Source organism: Frankia sp. EI5c, assembly GCF_001636565.1.
GTDB lineage: Bacteria > Actinomycetota > Actinomycetes > Frankiales > Frankiaceae > Parafrankia.
Map to the genome: position 1 here is coordinate 34,864 of NZ_LRTK01000005.1, position 24,597 is coordinate 59,460.

Below are 24,597 nucleotides of genomic sequence, written 5' to 3' on the forward strand. Positions count from 1 at the left end.
GTACTGATCTCGATGTCCTCTCGGCGCGGCCCGCGGCCTCGCCGCGGCTGGCACGCCCTGTTGCTCGATGCGTTACCGAGAAGAGACCATACGGGCCGCGGCGGCGGGGTCGATCCGAGCCACCAGATCGACCATGGCCAGCACACCAACCGGCCGCCCACGCTGGACCACCAGGTATTCCGGGGCGGGTACCCGCTGGACCGCGGCCAGCAGCTCCTCGCCCTCCAGCTCGGCCTGCAGGGTCATCCCCGGGCCGATGGTCCGGCTCACCTCGTCGACGGTCGTCCACGGCCGGCGGTGCTGCGGCATGGCGTCCACCGAGAGCCCGTTCATGATCTTGACCGGACTGCCGGTGCGGTCGATCACCGCGACCGCCGTCGCGCCGACCTCCTGGGCGCGCCGGAGCGCCTCGGCGAGCGGCACCGCGCCCTCGACCGGCAGCGTGCGGCGGGCCAGCCGGCCGGCGGAGAGCCCGGGCAGCCGTTCCCGAACCCTCGCCAGCCGCAGAGCCTGATAAGCCCCGAAGGCCAGGAAGCCGGCCAGCACGTAGGCGTACAGCGCGCCGAACCCGTCCGTGCTCGTCGCCGTGCCCCACACCACCAGCCCGGCGGCGACGACGAAGCCGCCGTAGGCGCCGGCCCGCTGGCCCCGCAGCTTGTCGTGCCCGATCGCCCACACCGCGGCGACCACCACCCGGCCGCCGTCCAGCGGCAGACCCGGGGCCAGGTTGAACACGAACAGCGCGAGATTCGTGATGGCGAGGTAGAACAGCACGGTCCCGACGCTGCCGTCGTCCGGCACGGCCAGCAGGCCCAGGTAGCAGGCGCCGGCGATCGCGCCGTTGACCGCGGGGCCGACGAAGGCGATGAGGAACTCCCGGGAGGCGGTCGCCGGCTCGGGCTCGAACTCGGTGAAACCCGCGAAACCGTGCAGCGTCACCGAACGGACCCGCAGCCCGAAGCTCTGCGCGGTCAGCGCGTGCCCGAGCTCGTGCGCGAGCAGGGAGAGGACGAAACCCGCGGACACCAGCAGGGACAGCGCGAGCACGTGCTCGTCGGTGGCGGCGGGCAGCCGGTGCCCGATCGTCCCGACCAGCAGCGAGGCGATCAGGGCGGCGAATACGAGTGCCAGCGGCGAGACGAAGATCGGAACCCCGTGCACCCGCCCCACGCGCAGCCCCTGCTGGCGCTCGGCCGGCCGCCGCTCGGGGGGCTCGTTGCCACCCGACACGCCATGCTGGCCCGGAGCGGGCTGATCCTTCATAGGTGTAGATGCTACGGACCGTCCGACGCCGTGTCTGGTGTAGGACGGCGCGCCCGCCCGGATTGCCCGGTCATGCCCGCCGCTGCACGGTGGTCCCGGTTCGCCGCCGGGACGGAACGGCACGTTGGCGGGCAACGCCGGGCCGATCCTGTCGGTGACGGGTTCTAGGGTCGAAGCCATGACCACGCCGCCAGCCCCCGCCACTCCGGCACCGGCGGCCCCGGCCGCACCCGCCGCTCCGGCCCGCGCGGCCCGCTCCCGCGGGCCGGCCGCGATCGGGCCCGGCCGGCATGAGGAGCCACCCGTGCCCACCGAGGGGGCCCGGGTAGTCGCGTCCCTGTCGCCGTCCCGGGCCGCCGACTTCGTCAACTGCCCGCTGCGCTACCGCTTCCGGGTCGTCGACCGGCTCCCGGAACCGCCGAGCGAGGCGGCGACCCGCGGGACGGTGGTGCACGCCGTCCTGGAGCGGCTGTTCGACCTCCCCGCGCCGGAGCGGACGCCCCCGGCCGCCGCCAGCCTGGTCCAACCGGTGTGGGCGGACCTGCTGGCCCGGGATCCCGCGCTGGCGGCCCTCTTCGACGAGCCGGCCGCCCTGGGCGCGTGGCTCGACAGCGCCCGCGATCTGCTCACCGGCTACTTCACGCTGGAGGACCCCCGGCGGCTCGCCCCGGCCGCCCGCGAGCTCTACGTGGAGCACGTACTGGAGTCCGGCCTGCGGTTGCGCGGGTACGTGGACCGGCTCGACGAGGCCCAGACGCCGCAGGGCACCGCGCTGCGCGTCATCGACTACAAGACGGGGCGGTCGCCGGGCCCGGCCTTCGAGGGCGCGGCGATGTTCCAGATGCGGTTCTACGCACTGGTCCTGTGGCGGTCACGGGGCGTCCTGCCGCGGGAGCTGCGGCTGTACTACCTCGGCGACCGCAGCTGGCTGCGGGCCGCTCCGGAGGAGTCCGAGCTGCGGGCGACCGAGCGCCGGATCGAGGCGCTGTGGGCGGCGATCGAGCGTGCGCACCGGACCGGCGACTGGCGGGCGACCCCCGGGCGGCTGTGCGACTGGTGTGATCACAAGTCGCGGTGTCCCGCCTTCGGTGGGACACCACCGCCGCTGCCGGAGGCACGAACCGAGCTGCCGGTGGATGACGCGGTCCCCGCCGTGTGCGAGGCCGACGGGTGACGCGCCGGCTGCCAGCCGGCGCGCAGGCTTCTGACCAGCGGCCGCCGCCCCACAGCGGGTCCGCGCTCCGCGGCCGGCCACCCCGTGAGCCACCCGTTCGGGGTGCGCGCGGCGCCTTCGGGACGCGCTGCCGGCGCCGGCGGCGAGTCCGTCGGCAGGCAGCCGGACGCACATCCGGAAGATCCGGCGACACCACCCAAGGTGCTGGCGGTTACCGTCGGCAGCGAACATGTCAGCCCGAAAGATGACGATCACGCCTTCCCCGTTGTTCCTTCGGAGCCTCTCTCCGGGAGCCACGTCTGCGGGAACCACGGGAGAGGTCCGCCGACTGCCCGACAGTTCGCGACTTGGAGGAAACGCATGGCCCGGCGCAGCGCATCGGACCACCACGACTCCCCCGCCGGTTCCGGCCGCGGGCGGGGGTCCGTCGCCGCGCGTGCCTCCAGGGTCACCAAGGTCTACGGCACAGGTGCCACCGCGGTCACCGCGCTGCGCGGCATCGACCTGACGTTCCCGTACGGGCGGTTCACCGCGATCATGGGGCCGTCCGGCTCGGGCAAGTCGACGCTGATGCACTGCCTGGCCGGGCTGGACCCGGTGACGAGTGGGCGGGTCTTCATCGGTGACGTCGATCTGTCCCGCCTGGGCGACCGGCAGCTCACCCAGCTGCGCCGTGACCGGATCGGCTTCATCTTCCAGCAGTTCAACCTGCTGCCCACGCTCACCGCGGCCGAGAACATCACGCTGCCGCTCGACATCGCGGGACGCCAGCCGGACAAGAAGTGGATGCAGATGGTGGTCGATGCCGTGGGGCTGGAGCGTCGGCTGCGGCACCGGCCGCCGGAGCTGTCCGGCGGGCAGCAACAACGGGTCGCGTGCGCCCGCGCGCTGGTCACCCGGCCCGAGATCGTCTTCGCCGACGAACCGACCGGCAACCTCGACTCCCGTTCAGGCGCGGAGGTCCTGTCGTTCCTGCGCGACTCGGTGCGGGAGCTGGGCCAGACCATCGTCATGGTCACCCACGATCCGACCGCCGCCTCCTATTCGGACGAAGTGATCTTCCTCGCGGACGGCCGGCTCGTGGACGCGATGGCCGATCCCACGCCCGACGCGGTCCTGGACCGGATGAAGCACCTCGACGCGCTGGTGCGGGGCGAGGCCACCGCAGAACCGGAGCACGGCGTGGACGCCATGCCGCCCACGCCGCGCGGCCCCCGGGACCACCGGGGCCCCGCCTACGGCGAGGACGACGAGTACCCGGCCGCGGCGGAGTACCCCGGCGACGACTACCCCGACGGCGACTACCCCGACGGCGGTTTCCCCGACAGCGGTTTCCCCACGGGGAGTTTCCCCACGGGCGGTTACGCCGACGACTACGCGGCGGGCTACCCGGCGGCCGACTACCCCGTCGGGGAACACCCGGCGTCCGGCCCACCGTCCGGTGGCTTCCCACCGCACCCCCAGGGCTACTCCGGCGGCGCCGCCACCGGTGGCCACGGCCTCGGCCCGGGGAACCCGGGCGGGTGGACCTGACGGATGCTGCGCGCAACGCTGCGGAGCCTGCTGGCCCGCAAGGTCCGGCTGGCGCTGTCCGCCCTCGCGGTCGTCGTGGGTGTCAGTTTCGTCACCGGCACCCTGGTGCTGACCGACACCCTGAACCGCACCTTCGACACCCTCTTCAGCGACATCAACAAGAACGTCAGCGTGTCGGTGCGCACCGTCAACGCGGTGGGCTCGGGCGACCAGAACGCTCGCCTTCCCGTACCGGCCTCGCTGGTGCAGAGCCTGTCGGAGGTGGACGGGGTCAGGGCCGCGACCGGAGTGGTCCGGGGCGAGGCCACGCTCATCGACCCGGCATCGGGCGACCGCATCAGCAACGGCGGAGCGCCCAGCATCGGAACCAACTGGACCGGTGACTCCCCGACGAGCTCCGAGGAGATCGCCGAGGGCCGGCCGCCGAACGGCCAGGAGATCGTCGTCGACAGGGCGAGCGCCGAGCGACATCACCTGAGCCTCGGTCAGCGGCTGACGGTGCAGTCCACCGGCAGGCCGGAGAAGTTCACGGTCGTCGGCACCTTCCGCATCGGCGGGCAGGACACGATGGGTGGCGCGGTCGTCACCCTGTTCGACACCGCGACGGCCCAACGGCTCCTGCTCGCACCCGACCAGTTCAGCTCGGTCAACCTCGCCGCTGCCGACGGGCTCTCCCAGGCCGAGCTGCGCGACCGGGTGGCGCCGACCCTCCCCGCCGGGGTGGAGGCGATCACCGGCGAAGCCCTCGCGGAGGAGAGCGCCAGCGCCGTACAGGAGGCGGTCAGCGGGTTCTCGACCTTCCTGCTCGTCTTCGCGGGCATCGCGATGTTCGTCGGTGCCTTCATCATCTTCAACACCTTCACCATGCTGGTCGCACAGCGCGTCCGCGAGCTCGCGCTGCTGCGCGCGATCGGCGCCAGCCGCGGCCAGGTGCAGCTCTCCGTCCAGGTGGAGGCGGTGATCGTCGGCTTCGTCGGCGCCACCGCCGGACTGCTCCTCGGGGCGCTGCTCGCGCTGGGCCTGCGGGCGGCGGTGGGCGCGTTCGGGGTGGCGCTGCCCGCGGGCGGCCTGGTGTTCCAGGCGCGGACGGTCGTGCTCGCCTATGTGGTGGGCCTGGTCGTCACCGGCGTCGCGGCGTTCGTCCCGGCCCGCAAGGCGGCCTCGGTACCGCCGGTCGCCGCCATGCGGGAGACCTACGTACTGCCGACGAGGTCGCTACGTACCCGCGCCATCGCCGGCGCTGTGATCGCCACGCTCGGCGCGATCGGCGTGGTGGCCGGGCTGGCCATGGGCGAGACCGCGAACGCGACCATCGTCGGAGCGGGCGCGGCGGGGGTCTTCCTCGGCATCACCACGCTGTCGCCGCTGCTCGCCCCGCCGGTGACCAGAATCGTCGGCGTCCCGCTGCGCGCGGCCTTCGGCACCACCGGTCGACTCGGGCAGGAGAACGCCATCCGCAACCCTCGGCGGACCGCGTCGACGGCCTCGGCCCTGATGATCGGCCTCGCGCTGGTCAGCGCCTTCGCGGTGCTCGGGCAGTCCATCAAGGAGTCCGTGCGCGAGACGGTCTCGGGCAGCCTGGGGGCCGACTTCTACGTCTCCGGGGCCAACTTCGCCAGTTTCAGCCCGGAGGTCGCCGCCGGGCTGCGGGATCTGCCCGGCGTGGCCACCTCGACCGGGGTGCGCAGCGGCGTTGTCAAGATCGGTTCGGACGACTCCTCGGTGCTGGCCGGTGACCCNGCCGGCCTGATCCAGTCGCTCGCGATCAAACAGGTCGACGGCGACCTCGGCACGTTGGGCGACGGCCAGGTCGCGGTGGACGAGGAGACCGCCGCGGACCACGGCCTGCGGGTCGGGGGGCCGGTCCCGGTGACGTTCGCGGACGGGGCCAAGGAGCTGACCCTGGTCGGCACCTACGAGAAGAGCCAGATCGCCGGTCCGGTCATCATCTCGACGGGCGAGTACGAGAAACACACGAGTGACCGGCTCGACCTCTTCGTGATGGTCACCATGACCGACGGCGCCGACCCGGCCGCGGTCCGCGCCGAGATCGACAGGGTGGCCGAGCCCTTCGGCAACGTCGAGGTGCGGGACCAGAGCGAGTTCGTCGCCCAGCAGGAGCAGCAGGTCGACCAGTTGCTGGGGTTCGTGTACGTCCTGCTCGCGCTGGCCGTGGTGATCGCGTTGTTCGGCATCGTGAACACCCTCGCGCTCTCGGTGATCGAGAGAACCCGGGAGATCGGGATGCTCCGGGCTGTGGGAATGACCAGGCCGCAGATGCGGCTGATGGTCATCGTCGAATCCGTGATCATCTCGGTCTTCGGCGCGGTGCTCGGTGTGCTGGTCGGCAGCTTCTTCGGGTGGGCGCTCACCGGGGCCCTGGAAAGCCAGGGTGTGACCACCTTCGCCTACCCGGTGGCCACGATCCTGGTGGTCATGGTCATCGGCGCGGTCCTGGGCGTGCTCGCCGCGGTCTTCCCCGCCCGGCGGGCCGCGCGGATGGACATCCTGCGCGCGATCGCGACCACCTGAGCCGTCCCGGCCAGGCGTCCCGGTCCCAGGCGTCCCGGCCAGGTGTCCCGGTTCTAGGCGTGCCGCCGGTGCCGGACCAGGCCGGCGAGCATCGCCAGATCGACCTCGTCCAGGCTGCCGACCCGGGCCTGGACCGGCGGCACGTCGACGCCGGCCGGGAGCGGCATCGAGGGCACCAGCACCGTCGGACAGCCGGCGGCGACCCCGGCGGCCGCGCCGGTGAGGCTGTCCTCGAGCACCACGCAGACGGCGGGGTCGACCCCGAGCAGCCGGGCGGCCTCGAGGTACGGGTCGGGATGCGGCTTGCGGCGCGCGACCTCGTCGCCCGCCAGGGTCACCGTGAAGTGCCGGGCGCCGAGCACGGCGACGACCGGGTCCACCAACGACCGGAACGAGGAGGACACGAGTGCGGTCGCGACCCCCGCGGCGGCCAGCGCCCCCAGCAGCCGGGCCGCACCGGGCTGCGGGACGATCGCGCCNGGCTCGCGGAACAGCTCGGCGGAGCGACGCAGCAGGAACTCCGCGGTCGCGGGCTCGTCGGACTCCGGGCAGCCCAGCATCGCGATCATGATCGGAACGGCGGTGTCGATGCCGTGCCCGATCATGGCCTGCTTCATCTCGGGGGTGAACTCCCGACCGAGCCGGGCGGCGGCCTCGTGTTCCGCGATCGTCCACAGCGGCTCGGTGTCGACGAGCAGTCCGTCCATGTCGAGCAGGACCGCCGCCGGCATGTCACTCACAGGGTGTCGCCCTCCGAAGGGTCTGGTGCCGTGGTCCGGCAGGGTCCGCGCCGTGGTCGGCGGCCCGGCACCGCGCTCGGCGGAACGGCGCGCACCGCCACCGACCGCCCACCGTCACGGGCGCGCGGCCGGATTCCGGGCCGCCCGGAACGCGTCTTCGAAGGGTACCGGGACAGGACGGAAGTCCCGTCCCGGACGCATCCGCGATACCGCCGTCAACCAGACGGCGCTCGTCCGGCATAACCTCTCGGACGGGACAGGACGTCACGGAACATCGGGGCCCCGGCGGGCAGGCCGCCGGGCCCGGATCTTCGGCGCCCTTGAGGCGGAGGTTGCGATCACGCGGCAGACTGGACGGCAGACGTTCTCGCGGTCGGCGAGAACGTACCGTTGCCCCGTCACGGGGGCTGGGGGCCGCCGCGGGGCGGCAGGAGGTGGTAGGTGATCGAGTTCTCCGGCGTCGGCCAGCTACGGTCGCCGGTGGTCGTGGCCGCCTTCGAGGGCTGGAACGACGCCGCCGACGCATCGTCGGCGGCCGTGGAGCACCTGGAGAACGTCTTCGGCGCCCGGGTGATCGGTGCGATCGACCCTGACGACTACTACGACTTCCAGGTCAACCGGCCGACGGTCAGCGGAACCGACGGCGCGTCTCGCAAGATCGCCTGGCCGACGACGCGTCTCTCGGTCGCCCGGCCGGCGAAGTCGGACTCCGATCTGGTGCTGGTGCGCGGCCTGGAGCCGAACATGCGCTGGCGGGGCTTCACCGATGAGCTGATCGAGGCCGTGCACGCGCTGGGCAGCGACATGGTCATCACCCTGGGCGCGTTGCTCGCGGACTCACCGCACACCCGCCCGGTGCCGATCAGCGGCACCGCCGGCGACCCGGCGACCGCTGCCAGGCTGGGTCTGGAGGCGTCCCGTTACGAGGGACCCACCGGGATCGTGGGTGTGTTCGCCGACGCGTGTTCCAGGGCGGAGCTGGCGTCGGTGTCGTTCTGGGCGGCGGTGCCGCACTACGTGGCCAACCCGCCGTGCCCGAAGGCCACCCTCGCGCTGCTGCGCAGGGTCGAGGACCTCCTGGACATGGAGATCCCGCTGGGTGACCTGCCGGACAAGGCGAAGGCGTGGGAACGGCAGGTGGACGAGCTGGCGGCCGGCGACACGGAGGTCGCCGAGTACGTCCGCTCGCTGGAGTCACGCGAGCCGGAGACTGCCCTGCCCGAGGCCAGCGGTGACGCGATCGCCCGGGAGTTCGAGCGCTATCTGCGCCGCCGGGGCGAGTAGCGCCCGCGCGGGGGTGGACTCACTCCTCGACGATCTCCGCGTCGAGGATGTCCTCCTCGCGGGCCGGGCGGTAGCCCGCGGCGGCCATGCCGGCCGCCCCGGGGGCGTGCCCCTGTTCCTGCCCGTCAACCGGCCCGAACCCGCCCGCCGGCTCGGCCGCGGGGTAGGGCTCGGCATCGGCGACGTCACGCTGCTGGCGGTGCCGGCCCGGGCCGCGCCGCACCGCACCCGCCCAGTCGTCGGGTGCCCGGTCGCCGGGCGCCGCGGTACGGGTGTCGCCGGACGCCGCGGCGCGGGTGCCGCCCGCCGTGAACGCCGCGGTGAAGGCGGCCGAGCCGGCGGTGGACGGCCCGCCGGCGCCCGCGGCGCGCGAGCCGGCGCCGGCGGGTGAGCCGGCCGCGTACGGGCCGGGAGCCGGCTCCCCGGCCGGGGCGGCCCCGCCCGCGGGCCCGTAGATGTCCTCCGGGGAGATCCCGGCACGGACGAGGTCCGTCACGGCCCGGTCTATCTCGTCCTCGCCAAGCAGCCGGCGCAGCCGGAGGACCGCGCCGACGATCTCGCCCTGCTGGCGGCGAAGCGCCTCCAGCGAATGGGTGTCCCGGGTGATCTGGGCCTCGAGGTCCTCGTGTCGGGCCAGCGCCAGCCGCCGGCTCTCCTCCACGGCGTCGAGCAGGAGCTTCTCCGCCTGTTCACGGGCCTCACGCACGATCGGATGGCTGGCGCCGGCCTCCACCACGGCCTCGCGGAGCGCGGTCTGGGCGATCTCCCGCGCTCCGGAGATGATCTCGTCGGCCTCCCGCTGGGCGATTTCGAGCATGAGCCCGATGCGCCCGCCGGCCTGCGCGGGCAGCCCCTCGGCAAGCCGTTCCACCGCCTCCCGGCGGTCCCGCTCGTGGCGCAACGCCGACTCCGCCGCGGCCGCGCGGGACGTCACCTCGTTCGCGTACCGCCACAGGACACCGAGGTAGTCGTCGACCTGGCGGCGGTCGTACCCCTGGGCGACCTCGTCGAAGGCCGGCTGGTCCATGGCGGCGCCGGGCTCGTCCCGGCGGCGGTGCGCCCCCATCGGCTAGGTTCCTCTCGGTAGGGCAGAGCCAAGATCAATACCGAGCAACGCGTCGACAATATCGCGCACGGTCACCTGCTCCCGCGCGCCCGTACCACCCGGCGTGGAACTGTTCACCCCGGAACCACCCGAACCGGACGAAGCGTCCCCCGGGGCTCCCGCCCCCGTGCCGCCGGCCCCGAGGGCGGCCGTCACCCACTCGTCGACGGCGGCCACCGCGCCGGGAGCGTCGAGTCCATCGGCAAGGCGGGCCCTGACCTGGGCGAGGACCGGGCGGGCGTCCGGCACCGCGGGAAGCGCCGCCGCGGCCCGCCACCGCGCGAGCCTGCGCGTCGCGGCCGGGAGGTCGTCGGCCGTCCACTCCCAGTCCACGGTGTGATGGTGTTGCAGCAACGCGAGCCTGATCGCGGCGGGATCGGCCCCGTTCGCCAGCAACCGGGAGACGAACTCGAGATTCCCCCGCGACTTCGACATCTTGTGCCCGTCCAGCCCGACCATCGCGGTGTGCACGTAGGCACGCGCGAACGGTCCCGCGCCGTTGGCGACCTCCGCATGGGCCGCGCTGCACTCGTGATGGGGGAAGATCAGGTCACTGCCACCGCCCTGGATGTCGATGGTGACGCCCAGGTGGTGGCGGGCGATGGCCGAGCACTCGACGTGCCAGCCCGGCCGGCCCGGCCCGAACGGCGACGGCCAGGACGGCTCTCCCGGCCGCTCGGCCCGCCAGAGCAGCGGGTCCAGCGGGTCCTTCTTGCCCGGCCGGGCGGGATCGCCGCCACGCTCGGCGCACAGCGCCAGCATCCGCGCGGCGTCGAGGCCGGCGACCTGGCCGAACTCGTTCGCCGAGGCCACCGAGAAGTAGAGATCCCCGTCCACCGGGTAGGCGGCGCCACGCTCGACGAGCTGGGCGACCATCTCGACGATGAGCGGCACCGCCTCGACGACNCCGACGTAGTGGTCGGGCGGCAGCATGCGCAGCGCGGTCATGTCGGCGCGGAACAGCTCGATCTCCCGCCCGGCGAGGTCGCGCCAGTCGATGCCGTCCCGGTTGGCGCGTTCGAGCAGGGGGTCGTCGACGTCCGTCACGTTCTGCACATACCGCACCTCGTGCCCGGCATCCCGCAGCACCCGCTGGAGGAGGTCGTAGGTGAGGTAGGTGAACGCGTGACCCAGGTGCGTCGCGTCGTAGGGGGTGATCCCGCAGACGTACAGGCCGGCCGTCGGCCCGGGTCGCAGGGCCCGCAACTCGCCCAGCGCGCTGTCGTGCACACGAAGGTCGCGACCCTGTCCGGGAAGCCTGGGCAGCTGAGGAGAGGGCCACGCGTACATGCGTGTCAGGGTAACCGGGCTCGCCCCGGATGCGGGACGAGCTGCGCAGGCTGCCCCCGAGTGGGGCAAGCCCCGAGAGGCGCCAGAAAGGTCAGAAAGGCGGCCAGGGGATGGCCGGCCAGTCCCCCGAGGGCAGCGGGAACCGGCCCCGGTCAAGCAACCGGTCGACGCGGGCCCGCAGCGCCGCCAGCTCCGCGGTGGTGAGCAACGGCTCCAGGCGTTCCCCCAGGCTCGCGTCGAGGGACTCGCCCAGCTGACGGAGGGTCGCGGTCTCCGCCCCGGTCAGTCGCTCGCCGCGCCAGGTCCACAGCACGGTGCGCAGCTTGTCGTCGGTGTGGAAGGTCACACCGTGGTCGATGCCGTAGACGCGGCCGGACGGCGCCGGCAGCAGGTGGCCGCCCTTGCGGTCAGCGTTGTTGATCACCGCGTCGAACAGGGCGACCCGCCGCAGCCGCGGATCGTCGGCGCGGGTCAGGGCGACGAGGTCCACGGTCGTGTCGACGTCGATCCAGAGCTGGACCATCCCGTCGCCGAAGGGACCGGCCCGCAGCACGGTCGGCGGGACGACGCCCGGGTCCATCGCCGCCGAGACCTCGTAGGCGGCGAGCTCGCGGGCCGCCAGCGTGCCGTCGGGAAAATCCCACAGCGCGCGCTCACCCCGCACCGGCTTGTAGACGCACCGGGCACTGACGCCCTCCGCTCCGATCTCGCAGAGCAGCGTCGCGTTGCTGGCGTCGACCAGCCGGCCGGTGATCTCCAGCTCGCCGGCGCGCAGCAGTTCCAGCGCCTGTGCGGCGTCCAGCCCGCCGCAGTCGAGCGGGTCCAGCGGAAGGCTGCTTCCCGGGTCGGGCCCGGCCGCGGAAAGGCTCACGGTTGCAGTCTGGACGCCGAGGGCGGCACAGGAGAAGCGGCTCCGCCCGATGCGGCGTGCGATACGGCGCGCGTCACCGGACGGCACCCGCGCCGCCGCCGACGATCTCGTCCTCGCCCGGTCCGCCCGCGGCGGCTCGCTCGGCGGCGGGGGGCGGCAGCAGATCGGCCACGGATCCGCCCACGTCGTTGAGCCGCCGGACGAACGGCCGGTGCTCGCCGTAGCGCACCACGGTCAAGGAGCAGGGGTCGGCGGTGATCCGGTGGTACATGTCCAGGTGCATCCCCAGCGCGTCGGCGACCACGGTCCGGATCACGTCACCGTGCGAGCACAGCAGCCAGGTCGCGTCGGGGCCGAGGCGGGCGTTCCACTCGCGCACCGCGTTCACGCTGCGGGCCTGGGTGTCGCGCAGGGCCTCGCCGCCCGGGAAGGTCACCGCGCTCGGCTGGCTCTGCACCACCTTCCACAGCGGCTCGTTGACCAGGACCGACAGCTCCTTGCCCGTCCAGTCGCCGTAGTGGCACTCGCCGACCCGTTCGTCGATCTCCACCGGCTGGGTGCCGCCCGGCGCCGCCGGGCCCTCCGGGCGGCGGCCGGCGATCGCCTCGGCGGTCTGCCGGCAGCGGTCGAGCGGGCTGGAGACGATCGCGGCCAGCGGGATCCCGGCGAGGCGCTCGGCGAGGGCCGCGGCCTGCGCACGGCCCCGGTCGTCGAGACCCACTCCCGGCGTCCAGCCGAGGAGGATCTTGCCGGTGACCTCGGTGAGGCCGTGCCGGACCAGCAGAACGGTGGTCAACCCTGACTCCACTTCAACACGTGCGGTGGGCGGTCACCCGCCACCGGGCGGCTGACGTAGCCGGGCGACCGGATGACCGCCAGGCGGACACATGCAGGCACACGGGCGGTACCAACGCGGCCGAGGCGCCCGCCAGCGAGCGCAGGACCTGCCCCACCACCAGGACGGACGCGGCGCGACACCGTCCCTGAGCCGACGCCACGCGATGTGAACCGGGCCACCGACGGACCACCCGCCCCACCACGCTACCGAGCGGGCAACCCCGGCGCTCCCGGCGGCCTCGTTACGCTTCGGCCATGCCCGAAGACGCCGTCGACATCCCGCTTGCGCCCGCCGCCACCGAGGGCGGCCCCACCTCCCCCGGCACGGGGCGACGCGATTTCGGCACCCTTTCCGGGCCCGACGGGCCGGGCACGACGCCGGACGACGCCGACGTGTTCACCGCCTTCTGCGGCGCCGGCCTGTGGCCCGGCCTGGGGCGGACGACGGCCGGCCGGCTGGGCGAGGCGGGGATCGAACGCCGCGAGCATGTGGACCTCGCCCGGCTGTCCGCCGTGCCGGGCGTCTCCGGTCCCCGCGCGCGACGCCTGCTCGACGCCTTCCGCGCCGCGGAGTCCAGCTACGCCGCGGTGGAGCTGCTGGTGGCGGCGAGACTGCCCGCCCGGCTCGCGCGGGGCCTTGCCGAGGCGCTCGGCCCCACGGCGGCCGACGCGCTGCGGGCCGACCCGTGGTCGTTGCTGGAGGGGGGCGAGGCGGAGCTGGGCGACGCCGATCGCCTCGCCCGCCACTTCGGCCTGGACCGCACCGACCCGCGCCGCGGCCCGGCGGTCATCGCGCACCTGCTCGGCCGGGCCGCCAGCCGGGCGGGGGACACCGCCGCGCCGCTGGCGGACGTTGCCCGCGCGGCGGTCCGCGAAGGGGTCACGGAGCCGTCGGCGGCCCTGGCGGCGGCCTTCGAGAGCGGGCGGGTGATCCAGGTCGACGACCTCGTCGCCCTGGAGCGGTACGCGATGGCCGAGCAGGCGATCTCCGACGGGGTGGAGCGGCTGCTCGCCACCGCCGAGCCGCTGCGCCCGGAGGGTGCCGGTGAGGACGGCCCGGCCCGCCGGCGCCGCCGGCCCGCCGAGGGCGAGGCGGGGGCGGCCGACCAGGCCGGTCCGGGGTCGGCCGCCGCCGCACCGCCCGACCAGCCGGCGCCGGTGCCGATGTTCGACGACGAGATGTTCGGCGACGGGGCGGGCGGCGACGGTCCCGCGCCGGCGGCGTCACCCGGGGGCGCCTCAGCGGCCGACAGCGGGGCGGCCGACAGCGGGGCGGCCGACAGCGGGGCGGCCGGCAGCCGGGCAGGTGGCGCGGACCACGAACCCGTGGATTCCGCCGCCGCTGCGGACCAGGCGGTCGCCGGGCTGGACGAGACCCAGCTCCGGGCCGCCCGCACCGCGCTCGAGGCAGGGGTCAGTGTGCTGACCGGCGGTCCGGGCACGGGCAAGAGCCGCACCGTCGCCGCGGTCGTCCGCCTCGCCGAGGCCGCGGGGTTCGAGGTGGCACTCGCCGCGCCGACGGGGCGGGCCGCCAAGCGTCTGGAGGAGCTGTGCGGCGCTCCGGCCAGCACCCTGCACCGCCTGCTCGGCGCCCAGGGTCGGGGCGGCGGCTTCACCCGGGACGAACACAATCCGCTCGACGCCGACCTCGTCGTCGTCGACGAGACCTCGATGCTCGACGCCGAGCTCGGGGCCGCGCTGCTGGATGCCTGTGCCGACGGGACCCACCTCCTGCTCGTCGGCGACCCCGCGCAGCTGCCCAGCATCGGCCCGGGCCAGCTGCTCGCCGACCTGCTGGAATCCGAGACCGTCCCGGTGACCGAACTGACCCGGCTCTACCGGCAGGCGGACGGCGGGGCGATCGCGGTGCTGGCCGCGGCGGTCCGGCGCGGCGAGCTGCCGCCTCCGCCGGCGGGCCCGGGCCGCGAGGTGGTCGTCGTGCCCGCGCGCTCCTCCGGTGAGGCGGCGCATCGCGTCGTCCAGCTCGTCACCGACTCGATCCCGCGAGCGCTCGGCATCCCGTCGGCCGAGGTGCAGGTCGTCACGCCCGTGCACGGCGGGCCGGCCGGGACGACGGCGCTGAACAGCGCGCTCAAGGCCGCGCTCAACCCCGGCCCGGGGGCGGTCTCCGGGTTCGACGTCGGTGACCGGGTCGTGGCCACGGCCAACCACCTGGACCTGGGCTTCGCCAACGGCGAGATCGGTGTCGTGGTGGCGCTCGGCGAGCGGGGTGCGCTCCGGGTGGCCTTTCCCGGTGGGGAACTGGACATACCGTCGCANGGGGTGGTGGATCTCCGGCATGGCTGGGCGGTCACGGTGCACCGGGCGCAGGGCAGCGAATGGGCCGCCGTGGTCGGCGTCTTCCCACCCGAAGCCGGCCGCATGCTGAACCGGCCGCTGATCTACACGGCGATGACCAGAGCCCGCAGTCATCTGTCGATCGTGTCGGTGAACGGACCGGCCCTGCGTTCGGCGGTTCGCGACGCCGGCGGGCGTCGCCGGGCGACGCTGCTCCCGGCGCTGCTCGCCGGCGGTTCGGCCGACCCCTTCGGCCTGGTGGAGGACGACGATGACTTCGCGGCCGAGGACACCGTGGACGGCTTCACGGCGAGGGGCGGCCTCACGGCGAGCGGTGTCCCGGCACCGGCCGGCGCGTGAGCGGGATGGTCATCATGCTGGTGAGCGAGCGTCCGGAGCACCTGGCCGAGATCGCGGGTGGCACGAATGGGTAGCGTTCGGGTGGTGAGCGCAGACGACCTGCCGGCCGGACAGGTCAGGGAGTCCACCCCGGATCCGGGGGTTCCGGCGGCGGCCGAGCAGGTGCCGATCGAGCGGGCGGGGCCGAGCGAGCAGGTCGTTCCGGTACGCCACCCCGTGCCCGCGAGCCGGTCGGCGACCCCCGGGAGCCCGGCGGAGTCACCGGTCCGGCTTCCGGCCGGCGAGCCGGCGACCACAACCACGAGCACGAGCACGACGAAGCCCACCGCGCCGGGCACCGAAGCGGAGCCCGGCACACCGCGGGACGGGCGGATCCGCCTGGCGGCCGCGGCCGGTCTCGTCCGGGGATGGGTCATCGCCGTGGCGCCCCAGATCCTGTGTGTGGGGGTCGTGCTGGCGCTGGTGAGCGGCGCCATCCTGCGGTTCGCCACCCCGAGTCATCTGTGGCTGGACGAGTCGCTGACGGTCGGCATCGCGTCCCGCCCGATACCGGACCTCCTGGAGGCGCTGCGCCACGATGGCTCGCCGCCGCTCTACTACCTCCTGCTGCACGGGTGGATCAGCCTGTTCGGGGACGGCGACATCGCCGTCCGGTCGCTCTCCGGCCTGCTCTCGCTGAGCACGTTGCCGCTGGCGTGGCTCGCCGGGCGGCGGGTGGGCCGCGCCGCGACCGCCCTCGGCAGCGGCGGCCCGACCGCCGAACGGCGCGTCGGTCTCGCCGCCCTGCTGCTGTTCGCCTGCTCGCCGTACGCGATCCGGTACGGCAGCGAGACCCGGATGTACTCGCTGGTCGTGCTGCTGGTCCTGGTGTTCGGCTTCGCCGCGGTCGCGGCCCTCAACCGCTCCGACCTCCCGCGGCTGGGCCTGCTGACGCTGGCGACGGCGGCGCTGGTCTACACGCACTACTGGACGTTCCTGCTGGTGTTCACCGTCGCCGCCTTCCTGCTCATCCAGGCGAGGCGTCGAGCTCACTACCGGCGCCCGGCACTGCGCGCCTTCGCGGCCATGGCCGCCTCGGCAGTGCTGTTCGCTCCGTGGATGCCGGTGTTCCTCTTCCAGATGCTGCACACCGGGACTCCCTGGGCGCCCCGGGTACAGGCCCAGGTGCTGCTCGACACCGTCTTCGACTGGGCGGGGCCGCAGTCGACCGGTGCGCTGCTGGGCATCATCCTGCTCGGCGGGGCGCTGATCGGGCTGACCGCGAGGCCGCTGGGCCGGGAGCTCCACGTCAAGATCTCCGGGCGGTCGCCCGGGCGGTACCTCGCCGCGATCTGGCTCGCACCGCTGGTGCTGGCGTACTTCGTCAACATGTTCGGCGGCAGCGCCTACGCGGAGCGCTACACCGGGATCGCCCTGCCCGCCTGCCTGCTGCTGGCCTCGCTGGGCATCGCCCACCTGCCCGTGCACCGCGCCTTCGTCGCGGTGCTCGTCACGGCTTCGATCAGCGGGCTGCTGGGGGGCTACCAGCTCGCACGCACCGAACGGACCCAGGCCGGCGAGATCGCCGACCGGATCGCGCGGATCGCCCGCCCGGGTGACGTGGTCGCCTACTGCCCGGACCAGCTCGGCCCCGCGGTGCACCGGGCCATCCAGCGCCGGGGGGACATCGACGTCCGAGAGATCGTCTACGCCGACGAGGCCGGGCCGGCTCTCGTCGACTGGGTCGACTACGCCGATCGGATGAAGCGCGCGAACGGGACCGCGTTCGCCACCGAGGTCAACGAACTGGCCGGGCCCGACCACGCCGTGCTGCTGGTGCGCGCGGACGGATACCGGTTCCTGGAAGGCGCCTGTGCGGTGCTCTCCGACCAGCTCGCGGCCCTGCGCGACCGCGCGCTACAGGTGGAGAAACGCAATCTCTACGAGGGAGCTTCGCTGGAACGGTTCTCCACCCTGCGCTGACCGCGTCGGTCACGGCCGTCCCGGCCGTCCCGGCCGTCCTGGCGGGCACGGGGGGCACGGGGGGGCACAGCGGGCCGGCGCCGCGGCGCACACCGCCAGGACGAGCAGTGCCATCGGCAGGGTGTAGTGGTTGAAGAAGGTCTGCTTGTTCATCAAATTCAGGGCGAGCAGAACAAGGGCCGAACCCGCGCAGAAGCCGGCCGCGCCGCCGCGGAGCCGCCAGGCCAGCAGGTAGCTGGCGCCCAGCACCACGGCGGCCGGGCCGAAACCCAGGGTGACACCGAAGTGGTGGGCCCAGCCGGGAACCGACAACGAGTGGTCCAGGACCTGGTAGCCGAGGTTGGTGCGCACGGCGTCGTCGAGGAAGTCCCGGGGGGCGGCCGCGAGCCAGGGCGCCACGATCGCCACCGCCAGCCCGGCCGAGGCCAGGGTCCGTCGCAGGCCGAACTGCGGCCAGCAGGCGGCCAGCGGGATGAGCAGGGCCACGTGCTGCTTGCTGGCCAGGGCGAGCGCGAAGGCCACCAGGGCCAGCCGGCCCCGCCCCGTGAGGGTCGCCTGGACCGTCACGGCCAGCAGCAGCACAAGCAGCGGCTCCGTCCAGGACTGCTGCAGTGCGTACATCGATTCCGGGAACACCACGAGCAGCAGTGGCAGGAGCCCANCGGCCACGGACGCGACCTCCGGATCCCCCCNGGCCCGACCGACCGCGCGGGCGGCGACGGCCGCCAGGGCCAGGGCCAGCAGGAGCCCGTAGCGGACGTCACCGAGCAGCCACCGGAAGGGCGCGAGCAGCAACGAGGTCCCGGGCAGGTACGGGTAGACGTCGAAGAGGCCGCCGGCGGTGGCGCTGTAGGTCGCCCTGTCCGCCCCCCACTGCTGGCGGTACATGTTCTCGCCGTCGGCGAGGCCGGCGGTCGAGACCTGCAGCAGGTGGAAGACGTCGATCCTGGGCTGTGGAGCGGCCACAACGGTGGCGGCGCCCGCCGCGACGGCGAGAACGAGCACCGTCCAGAACACCCATCCGCGCGTCCACCAGGCAGGCCGTTCCCCCGCCGGGTGGCGCGGCGCCGGCCGGGCGCGGCGACACAGCGGCCGAGCAGCGCCGAGCAGCGCCGAGCCGGCAAGCACTCCCGCGGCCGCGGCGAGCACGTCGGCGGCCGCCGCGGCCGGGCCGGTGGCGTAGTAACGCGGATGGCGCACCAGCGGGCCGACGAGAACCACCGCGGCGCACAGCGCGAGCGCCGCGCCGGTGACCCGGCGGGCCACCGGGCCGGTCGAGCCGCGCGTCACCACGGCCGAGCCGGCCACCGCCGCGGCGCCCAGCAACACCGAGATCAGAGCCAGTGGGCTGTAGCGCCCGTCGGACAGGCTGATGCCCACCGCGACACCACACCAGCCCGCCAACAGCAGCGCCGCCACCGGGACGCGCCCCGCGACACCCGAGGTGACCCCGGCGGCCGGGCGGGGTCGCGCGCTCCCCCCGCGGGGGTGGTCCGGTCGGCGGGGTGGCTCGCCCGCCTCCGGCGCACAGGGGTCGGGTAGGGCGCGGGGCATGCCCGCACGATGCCAGAGCGCCTACCTCGGGAGCCCGCGACGCCCCGAATGTCACCCACCGCTGCCGATCCCGGCCGAAATGGTCAGCCGACGGAGCACGAAGCCGGCGGCAAGCGGGTCACCCACCCCGGGCCCGATGAAGCGGGAACCCGCCGCCGGGCCCGGAGCGGGGGGTCCGGTGAAGCGGCGGTAACTCCCATGCGAGACTGCCCCGGAGGCCGGATGAACAGGTTCCGGCGCCGGGAGGGGTCCCGTCAGCCGCGGGCGCGAATCGCGCCGCCTGCGCGCCCCGACCCGACTGACAGCGGACGATGTAGTTGAGGAGAGGTCCGGCACAGTGACCGAAAAGCCAGAGGTAGTCGTCATCGGAGCCGGGCCGGCCGGTCTCTCCGCCGGCTGGGAGCTGATGAAGCGGGAGATCCCCGTGACGATTATCGAGGGTGACTCGGTGGTCGGCGGGATCAGCCGCACGGCCCAGCGGGATGGATGGCGCTTCGACATCGGGGGGCACCGCTTCTTCACCAAGGTTCCCGAGGTCGAGAAGCTGTGGCACGAGATCCTGCCGGATGAGGACTTCCTGCTCCGGCCCCGAGCGAGCCGCATCTACTACAACGGCAAGTTCTTCGACTACCCCCTGAAGGCCGGCAACGCCCTGNGCGGGCTCGGTGTGCTCGAGGCCGCCCGCTGCATCGGCTCCTACGCGGTCTCCCGGGTCCGGCCGCCGAAGGACCAGTCGAACTACGAGAACTGGCTGGTCGCCCGCTTCGGCTGGCGGCTCTACCGCACCTTCTTCAAGACCTACACCGAAAAGCTCTGGGGTGTGCAGGTCAGTGACATGCCGTCCGACTGGGCGGCCCAGCGGGTGAAGAGCCTGTCGCTGAGCAACGCCATCATCAACGCGGTGCTGCCGAAGCGGAACCAGAAGGACATCACCTCCCTCATCGAGGAGTTCCAGTACCCGAAGTACGGGCCGGGAATGATGTGGGAGACCGCCGCCGACAAGATCGTCAAGCAGGGCGGCCGGATCGTCTTCGAGGAGAAGGTCAAGAAGATCCACCACGAGAACGGGCGGGCGACCGGTGTGACCACCGTCGTCACGGGTGGCTACGGGCCCGGTGCCGGCGCGCCGGAGGCGTCACGGACCGACCTCGGCGCCGAGCTCCAGTACACCGGAGACCACTTCATCTCCTCGATGTCGTTCTCCTCGCTCGTGCGGGTGATGGACCCGCCGGTTCCGCCGCGTGTTCTCGCCGCCGCCAACGCCCTGAAGTACCGCGACTTCCTGACCGTGGCGCTGGTCGTCCCCGAGTCCGTCGGATTCCCGGACAACTGGATCTACATTCACGCCNCGGACGTCAAGGTCGGCCGTATCCAGAACTTCGCCTCCTGGTCGCCCTACCTGGTGAAGGACGGGAAGACCTGCCTCGGCCTCGAGTACTTCGTCTTCGAGGGTGACGAGACCTGGAACTCCTCGGACGAGGACCTGATCGCGCTGGGCACCAGGGAACTGGCCCGGCTCGGCCTGGTCCGGGCCAACCAGGTCGAGGCCGGCTATGTGGTGCGGATGCCGAAGGCCTACCCGTACTACGACATGGACTACAAGAAGAACGTCGACATCATCCGTGGCTGGCTGGCCGACAACGCCCCCAACGTGCACCCGGTGGGCCGCAACGGTATGCATCGGTACAACAACCAGGACCACTCGATGCTCACCGCGATGCTGACCGTCGAGAACATCATCGACGGGAAGTCCCACGACGTCTGGGAGGTCAACGTCGAGGAGGACTACCACGAGGAGGTTTCCTCCCCGAAGCGCGCCTAAGGCGCGGAAGTGCCCGGGCCGGCGGGATCCCACCAGCGATCAGGTGGGATCCCGCGGACTCCCGGGCGCTTCCGCCGCGCTGGCGCGCGGTCGCACGCGTCATGGTGAGCGCGTCCACGTTCAGCAGCAGTAATGGGCGCGAGCGCGCGCCGGGGGCCCGCCCGCGGGGTTCCGGCCGCGGCGTACCGGGCCCCTGGCACCGAAGGGACTGACCGTGACCGACGTCGCGGTGCGGCCGGCGGAAAACCCCCCCGAGCCGGTCGACAGGGTCGGAACGCGACCCGGCCGCGAGGACCGGATCTTCCGGGCCGCGCTGGTACTGATCATCGCCGCGGCGGTGGTGGTGCGTTTCAGCGCGCGCCAGCCGCTCTGGCTCGACGAGGCACAGAGCGTCGCGATCGCCCGCCTCCCGCTGTCCGGCGTCGGTCCGACGATGTGGGACGGACTCCTCGAAGACGGTTCGCCGCCGCTGTACTACATCCTGCTGCACTTCTGGGTGAGCCTGGTCGGCGAGGGCGCGGGCGCGGTCCGGGCGCTGTCCGCGCTCATCAACCTGGGCTCGGCGGTACCGCTGTACTTCCTGGGACGCAACCTGGTCGGGCAGCGGGCGGCGAAGGTCGCGGTCGTGCTGTACCTGACCTCCCCGTTCGCGTTGTACTTCGGCACCGAGACGCGGATGTACAGCCTCATCGTGCTGCTCACCGCGCTGGGCGGCCTGGTGCTGGAACGGGTGCTGCGCGCACCGAACGCGAAGAACGTCGCGCTGCTGGCGCTGTGCTCGGGAGCGCTCGCGCTGACCCACTACTGGTGCCTGTACCTGCTGCTGACCGTCGGTGCCTGGCTGATCGGGCTGGTCGTCGTCCTCCCCCGGCTCACCGCGGCGCAGGCCGCTCGCCAGGCACGCTCGGCGAGGCCGGGAGCCCGGCGCGGTGGACACCGGTCGGGTGCGCCCCGTCCCCAGCGGGCCGCGGCCGGCCCGGCGCTGCCCGCGTCGCCCGTGCCCACCACCGGGGCGGCGGCCGGTACTCCCGGTGGCACCGGCCACGGCGACGGCGACCGGAACCCGGCGGAGCTGCTCGCCGACGCGGCCGGCGGGCAGCGCCGGTCCGTCCCGCGCTGGCACCGGCGCGGCCCGCTTGCCGGCATCGTCGGGCTCGTCGCCGGCGGACTGGTCTTCTCGCCCTGGCTGCCGAACTTCCTCTCCCAGCTCGCGCACACCGGTACGCCCTGGGGCGAGCCGGCGACCTTCGCCGCGGTCACCCACGCCTACGGGCAGTGGGCCGGCGGCCCGACCACGCTCGGCCGGCTGTTGCTGTTCCTGGTGACGGGCCTGGTCGCCGCCGGTATCGCCGGGCGCCCGCTCGGCGGCCGGTTCATGCTGCTCGACCTCCGGGGCCTTGAGCCGGGCCGCACCCTGTTCTTCCTGGCGACCGGAACGCTGATCGTCGCGGTCGCGGCCGGCAAGGCCGTGGGCAACGCCTGGGCCGACCGGTACACGGCGACCGCCTTCGTGCCGTTCCTGCTCGTGGTCGGACTCGGCGCCGCCATGCTGGTGGACCGCCGGGTGTTCCGCGGTGTGCTTGTTCTGGCCGCGCTGGCCGGGGTGATCGCCGGAACCAACGACGTACGCCGGGAGCGGTCGCAGGCGGGCGAGGCCGCGGCCGTCCTCACCCGGCTGTCGAAGCCGGGCGATGTGCTGCTCGTGTGCCCGGACCAGCTTGGGCCCGGGCTGGCACGCACCCTCCCGTCCTGGCTCAAGGTCTACGTGGTGCCGACCTACGCGCCGCCGGACCGGGTGAACTGGGTCGACTACGAGGAGCGGAACGAGTCCGCCAACGGCGTCACGGTCGCCGAGCGCGCGTTGGCCGAGGCGGGGCCGAACACCGTCTTCATGGCCGGCTCCGGCGCCTACCGGACGTATGAGGAGCTCTGCACCCAGGTTCGGACGACGCTGCAGGAGCGGCGCCCCGTGGCCGACGAGGTGCTGGAGCAGGGCCTGCCGACCCGGGTGTACGAGAACTACGCCGTGCTGCGGTTCCGGGCCTCGTGACAAGGCCACTCGGGGGCACCGCCGGCCCCGGGTGGCCGGGGGGAGGAGCCGGGCCGGGCCGCCCGCCCGCGGCCGGCGGCGCCCCCGCGGCGGTGCCTCTGGTGGGCCCGGCGGACGTCCCGGCGGACACACCTCGGGCCGCGGGCGGGGCGCCGGGCCGCCCACCCCGCCCACCCCGCCCACCCCGCCCGGCCGGCAGGAGGCGGGGTGGGACGGGGCGGCACGGCAGTGCCGGCGCCGGCCGTCGCGCCGGTGCCCGGGCCCGGCGCTGGTACCTCCGAGAGGTCCTCGTCGCCTGGGTCGCCGCCCGCGTGGTCGTCGCCGCGGCCCTGGCACTGACCCGGTTCCTCGCGGACAGCGTCCGCGAGGACAACGCGGTCACCCTCGACACCACCGACCTGCTCGGCTGGGACGCCGGCTGGTACCTCACGATCGCCGACCACGGCTACGACGCGGCCGGGGACGAAAGCCGGCGTTTCTTCCCGCTGCTGCCGATGCTGGTCCGCCTCCTCTCGCTGCCCGGGCTGGCCGGCCACAGCGGAGCGGTGCTGCTGACGCTGGTGAACGTCCTCGCGCTGGCTTTCGCACTGGTTCTCGTCGGCGTCGCCCGGGCGGAGGGGTTCGACGAGGACACGATCCGACGACTGATCTGGATCTCCGCACTGGCGCCGCCCGCCTTCGTCCTCGTCATGGGCTATGCGGAAGCGCTGGCGGGCCTGCTGGCCGCGGCCGCCCTGCTCGGCGCGCGAACCCGCCGCTGGGAGATCGCGGCGGCCGCGGGACTGCTCGGCGGCCTGTGCCGACCGCTGGGCCTGCTGCTGGTCGTGCCGGTCGCGATCGAGGCGGCCCGCGGCCTGCCCCTGCCGGTGATCCGGCAGCGGCTCGGTGCGGCGGGAGCACCCGGCCTCGGGGCCCGGCCGCCGGTGGGCCCCGGCGGGGCCCGGGATCTGCTGGGCCGGCTGGGAGCGGTACTCGCCCCCGTGCTCGGCGCCGGAAGCTATCTGGCGTGGTCGGCGTCCGCGCACGGCGACGGCCTCGCCCCGCTGACCATGCAGCGGGACGCGGCCCGGCACGGAAGCACCGCGAACCCGCTCAGCACCGTCCTCGACGCGGCCCGCGGAGCGGTGCACGGCGAAGTCGGGACCGCCCTGCATGTGCCCTGGCTGCTGCTCGCCGCGGTCGCCCTGGTGGTCATGTTCCGCACACTGCCGGTGTCCTACGCGCTGTGGTCCACCCTGGTTTTCGCGGCCGTGTTGACCGGCAGCAATCTCGACTCCTCCGAGCGCTACCTCTACGGCGCGTTCCCCTTTCTGCTGGTGGCCGCCGCCGTCACCGCGCGCCGCGAGCTCTGGACGTTCGTGATCACTGTCTCCGCGGCGGCGATGACCGTGTACGCGACGCTGGCATTCACGCTCGCCTACGTTCCCTGACGGCGTCCCGCACCCGGCCCACGCGCCGGGACTTGTACTCGATCGGCCGCTACGCCAAGGTTTCACTTCAGGACACCGGGCGTTCAGGAAGTACCCGGGGCACGGTCGCGGGCCGGCACAATCCGCGGCGACCGGCCGGCCCCGGCGCGCGGAGGCCCACCGGGCGCCGGCGGGCGGGTGAAACGGAGGTGCGCGCGCCTTGGCTGACAGGGAACTCGAGTACCAGAAGCTGACCATGCCCCCCGGAACCGACCGCCGAACCGCCGTGGCGATACTCACGCTGCACGCCGAGTTCGGCGACTGGGAGCTCGACCGCTCCCGGCTCTACCCCGATGGGACCCGCCGGGTGGTGCTACGCCGGCGGCGGCGACCGGGAGGTCTGCCGGGGTATCTCCCCACCTGAGCGGCGCGGGCCATCACCCCGACGCCGCGCCCGCGCCCGCCGTTACCTGCCCGGGCCGGAAAAACACAACACGATCGAAACCATGCACC

General features: G+C 73.8%; 16 protein-coding genes and 6 pseudogenes. 14 read left to right on the forward strand and 8 right to left on the reverse strand.

Features of this window, described 5'->3' with window-relative positions; all coding sequences use genetic code 11:
• Positions 1–72: 72 nt before the first annotated feature.
• Positions 73–1,263 carry a site-2 protease family protein gene (locus tag UG55_RS01820; RefSeq protein WP_066061874.1) on the reverse strand — a complete coding sequence of 397 codons (1,191 nt, stop codon included), beginning with the start codon at positions 1,261–1,263 and terminating at the stop codon, positions 73–75.
• A 178-nt stretch (positions 1,264–1,441) separates the two neighbouring features.
• Here UG55_RS01820 and UG55_RS01825 point away from each other — a divergent pair, with 178 nt between their 5' ends.
• From UG55_RS01825 to UG55_RS31220, 4 genes and pseudogenes are all read left to right on the forward strand, one after another.
• Positions 1,442–2,437 (forward strand): PD-(D/E)XK nuclease family protein, encoded by a 996-nt coding sequence (locus UG55_RS01825; protein ID WP_066061877.1) that lies wholly within the window; start codon positions 1,442–1,444, stop codon positions 2,435–2,437.
• 360 nt (positions 2,438–2,797) lie between these two features.
• The gene (locus tag UG55_RS01830; protein ID WP_066061880.1) at positions 2,798–3,970 is read left to right on the forward strand and encodes an ABC transporter ATP-binding protein; all 1,173 of its coding nucleotides are present in this window, start codon (positions 2,798–2,800) and stop codon (positions 3,968–3,970) included.
• Between the two features lie 3 nt (positions 3,971–3,973).
• Positions 3,974–5,709 (forward strand): ABC transporter permease (locus UG55_RS01835; RefSeq protein ID WP_242423598.1); only part of this gene is annotated, 1,736 nt, incomplete at its 3' end.
• A 1-nt stretch (position 5,710) separates the two neighbouring features.
• Positions 5,711–6,502: pseudogene (locus UG55_RS31220) on the forward strand (ABC transporter permease); the annotation flags it as partial.
• Positions 6,503–6,555: 53 nt separating this feature from the next.
• Here UG55_RS31220 and UG55_RS31225 read toward each other — a convergent pair.
• The coding region (locus tag UG55_RS31225) for an HAD family hydrolase (RefSeq protein WP_242423599.1) at positions 6,556–6,981 on the reverse strand (426 nt) is incomplete at its 5' end.
• Position 6,982: 1 nt separating this feature from the next.
• Positions 6,983–7,242 (reverse strand): annotated as a pseudogene (locus UG55_RS31230) (HAD family phosphatase); the annotation flags it as partial.
• 441 nt (positions 7,243–7,683) lie between these two features.
• Between UG55_RS31230 and UG55_RS01845 the strand changes: the two are divergent.
• Positions 7,684–8,526, forward strand: a complete 843-nt coding sequence (locus UG55_RS01845; protein ID WP_066061885.1) for a PAC2 family protein — start codon at positions 7,684–7,686, stop codon at positions 8,524–8,526.
• 19 nt (positions 8,527–8,545) lie between these two features.
• On the opposite strand, the gene UG55_RS29335 is transcribed toward UG55_RS01845, so the two are convergent.
• The 5 genes and pseudogenes from UG55_RS29335 to UG55_RS01865 form a co-directional block, all read right to left on the reverse strand.
• Complete coding sequence (locus UG55_RS29335) at positions 8,546–9,592, reverse strand: DivIVA domain-containing protein (protein WP_066061888.1); 1,047 nt, start codon at positions 9,590–9,592, stop codon at positions 8,546–8,548.
• A 3-nt stretch (positions 9,593–9,595) separates the two neighbouring features.
• A partial coding sequence (locus tag UG55_RS01855) for a class I tRNA ligase family protein (protein ID WP_242423600.1) occupies positions 9,596–10,537 on the reverse strand: 942 nt, incomplete at its 5' end.
• A gap of 1 nt (position 10,538) precedes the next feature.
• Positions 10,539–10,921: pseudogene (locus tag UG55_RS31235) on the reverse strand (class I tRNA ligase family protein); the annotation flags it as partial.
• A gap of 91 nt (positions 10,922–11,012) precedes the next feature.
• Positions 11,013–11,792, reverse strand: a complete 780-nt coding sequence (locus tag UG55_RS01860; protein ID WP_066062545.1) for an SCO1664 family protein — start codon at positions 11,790–11,792, stop codon at positions 11,013–11,015.
• Positions 11,793–11,865: 73 nt separating this feature from the next.
• On the reverse strand, positions 11,866–12,588 hold the full coding sequence (locus tag UG55_RS01865) for a histidine phosphatase family protein (RefSeq protein ID WP_066061891.1): 723 nt from the start codon (positions 12,586–12,588) through the stop codon (positions 11,866–11,868).
• A 296-nt stretch (positions 12,589–12,884) separates the two neighbouring features.
• On the opposite strand from UG55_RS01865, the gene UG55_RS01870 reads away from it, so the two are divergent.
• The 9 genes and pseudogenes from UG55_RS01870 to UG55_RS01900 form a co-directional block, all read left to right on the forward strand.
• Positions 12,885–14,908: AAA family ATPase (locus UG55_RS01870; RefSeq protein ID WP_242423601.1), on the forward strand; the 2,024-nt coding region annotated here is incomplete at its 3' end.
• Position 14,909: 1 nt separating this feature from the next.
• Positions 14,910–15,287 (forward strand): annotated as a pseudogene (locus tag UG55_RS31240) (ATP-binding domain-containing protein); the annotation flags it as partial.
• 66 nt (positions 15,288–15,353) lie between these two features.
• A complete protein-coding gene (locus UG55_RS01875) occupies positions 15,354–17,249 on the forward strand; it encodes a glycosyltransferase family 39 protein (RefSeq protein WP_083986304.1) in 1,896 nt (631 codons plus the stop codon).
• 1,891 nt (positions 17,250–19,140) lie between these two features.
• On the forward strand, positions 19,141–19,458 hold a 318-nt coding region (locus tag UG55_RS31250; protein WP_242423602.1), incomplete at its 3' end, for an NAD(P)-binding protein.
• Between the two features lies 1 nt (position 19,459).
• Positions 19,460–20,151 (forward strand): annotated as a pseudogene (locus UG55_RS31255) (FAD-dependent oxidoreductase); the annotation flags it as partial.
• A gap of 1 nt (position 20,152) precedes the next feature.
• A pseudogene (locus UG55_RS31260) lies at positions 20,153–20,625 on the forward strand (FAD-dependent oxidoreductase); the annotation flags it as partial.
• Positions 20,626–20,839: 214 nt separating this feature from the next.
• A complete protein-coding gene (locus tag UG55_RS01890; RefSeq protein WP_066061902.1) occupies positions 20,840–22,675 on the forward strand; it encodes a glycosyltransferase family 39 protein in 1,836 nt (611 codons plus the stop codon).
• 101 nt (positions 22,676–22,776) lie between these two features.
• Positions 22,777–24,105, forward strand: coding sequence for a mannosyltransferase family protein (locus UG55_RS01895; RefSeq protein ID WP_242423603.1), 1,329 nt, complete (start codon positions 22,777–22,779; stop codon positions 24,103–24,105).
• A 199-nt stretch (positions 24,106–24,304) separates the two neighbouring features.
• Complete coding sequence (locus tag UG55_RS01900; RefSeq protein WP_066061905.1) at positions 24,305–24,508, forward strand: DUF5703 family protein; 204 nt, start codon at positions 24,305–24,307, stop codon at positions 24,506–24,508.
• Positions 24,509–24,597: the final 89 nt, after the last annotated feature.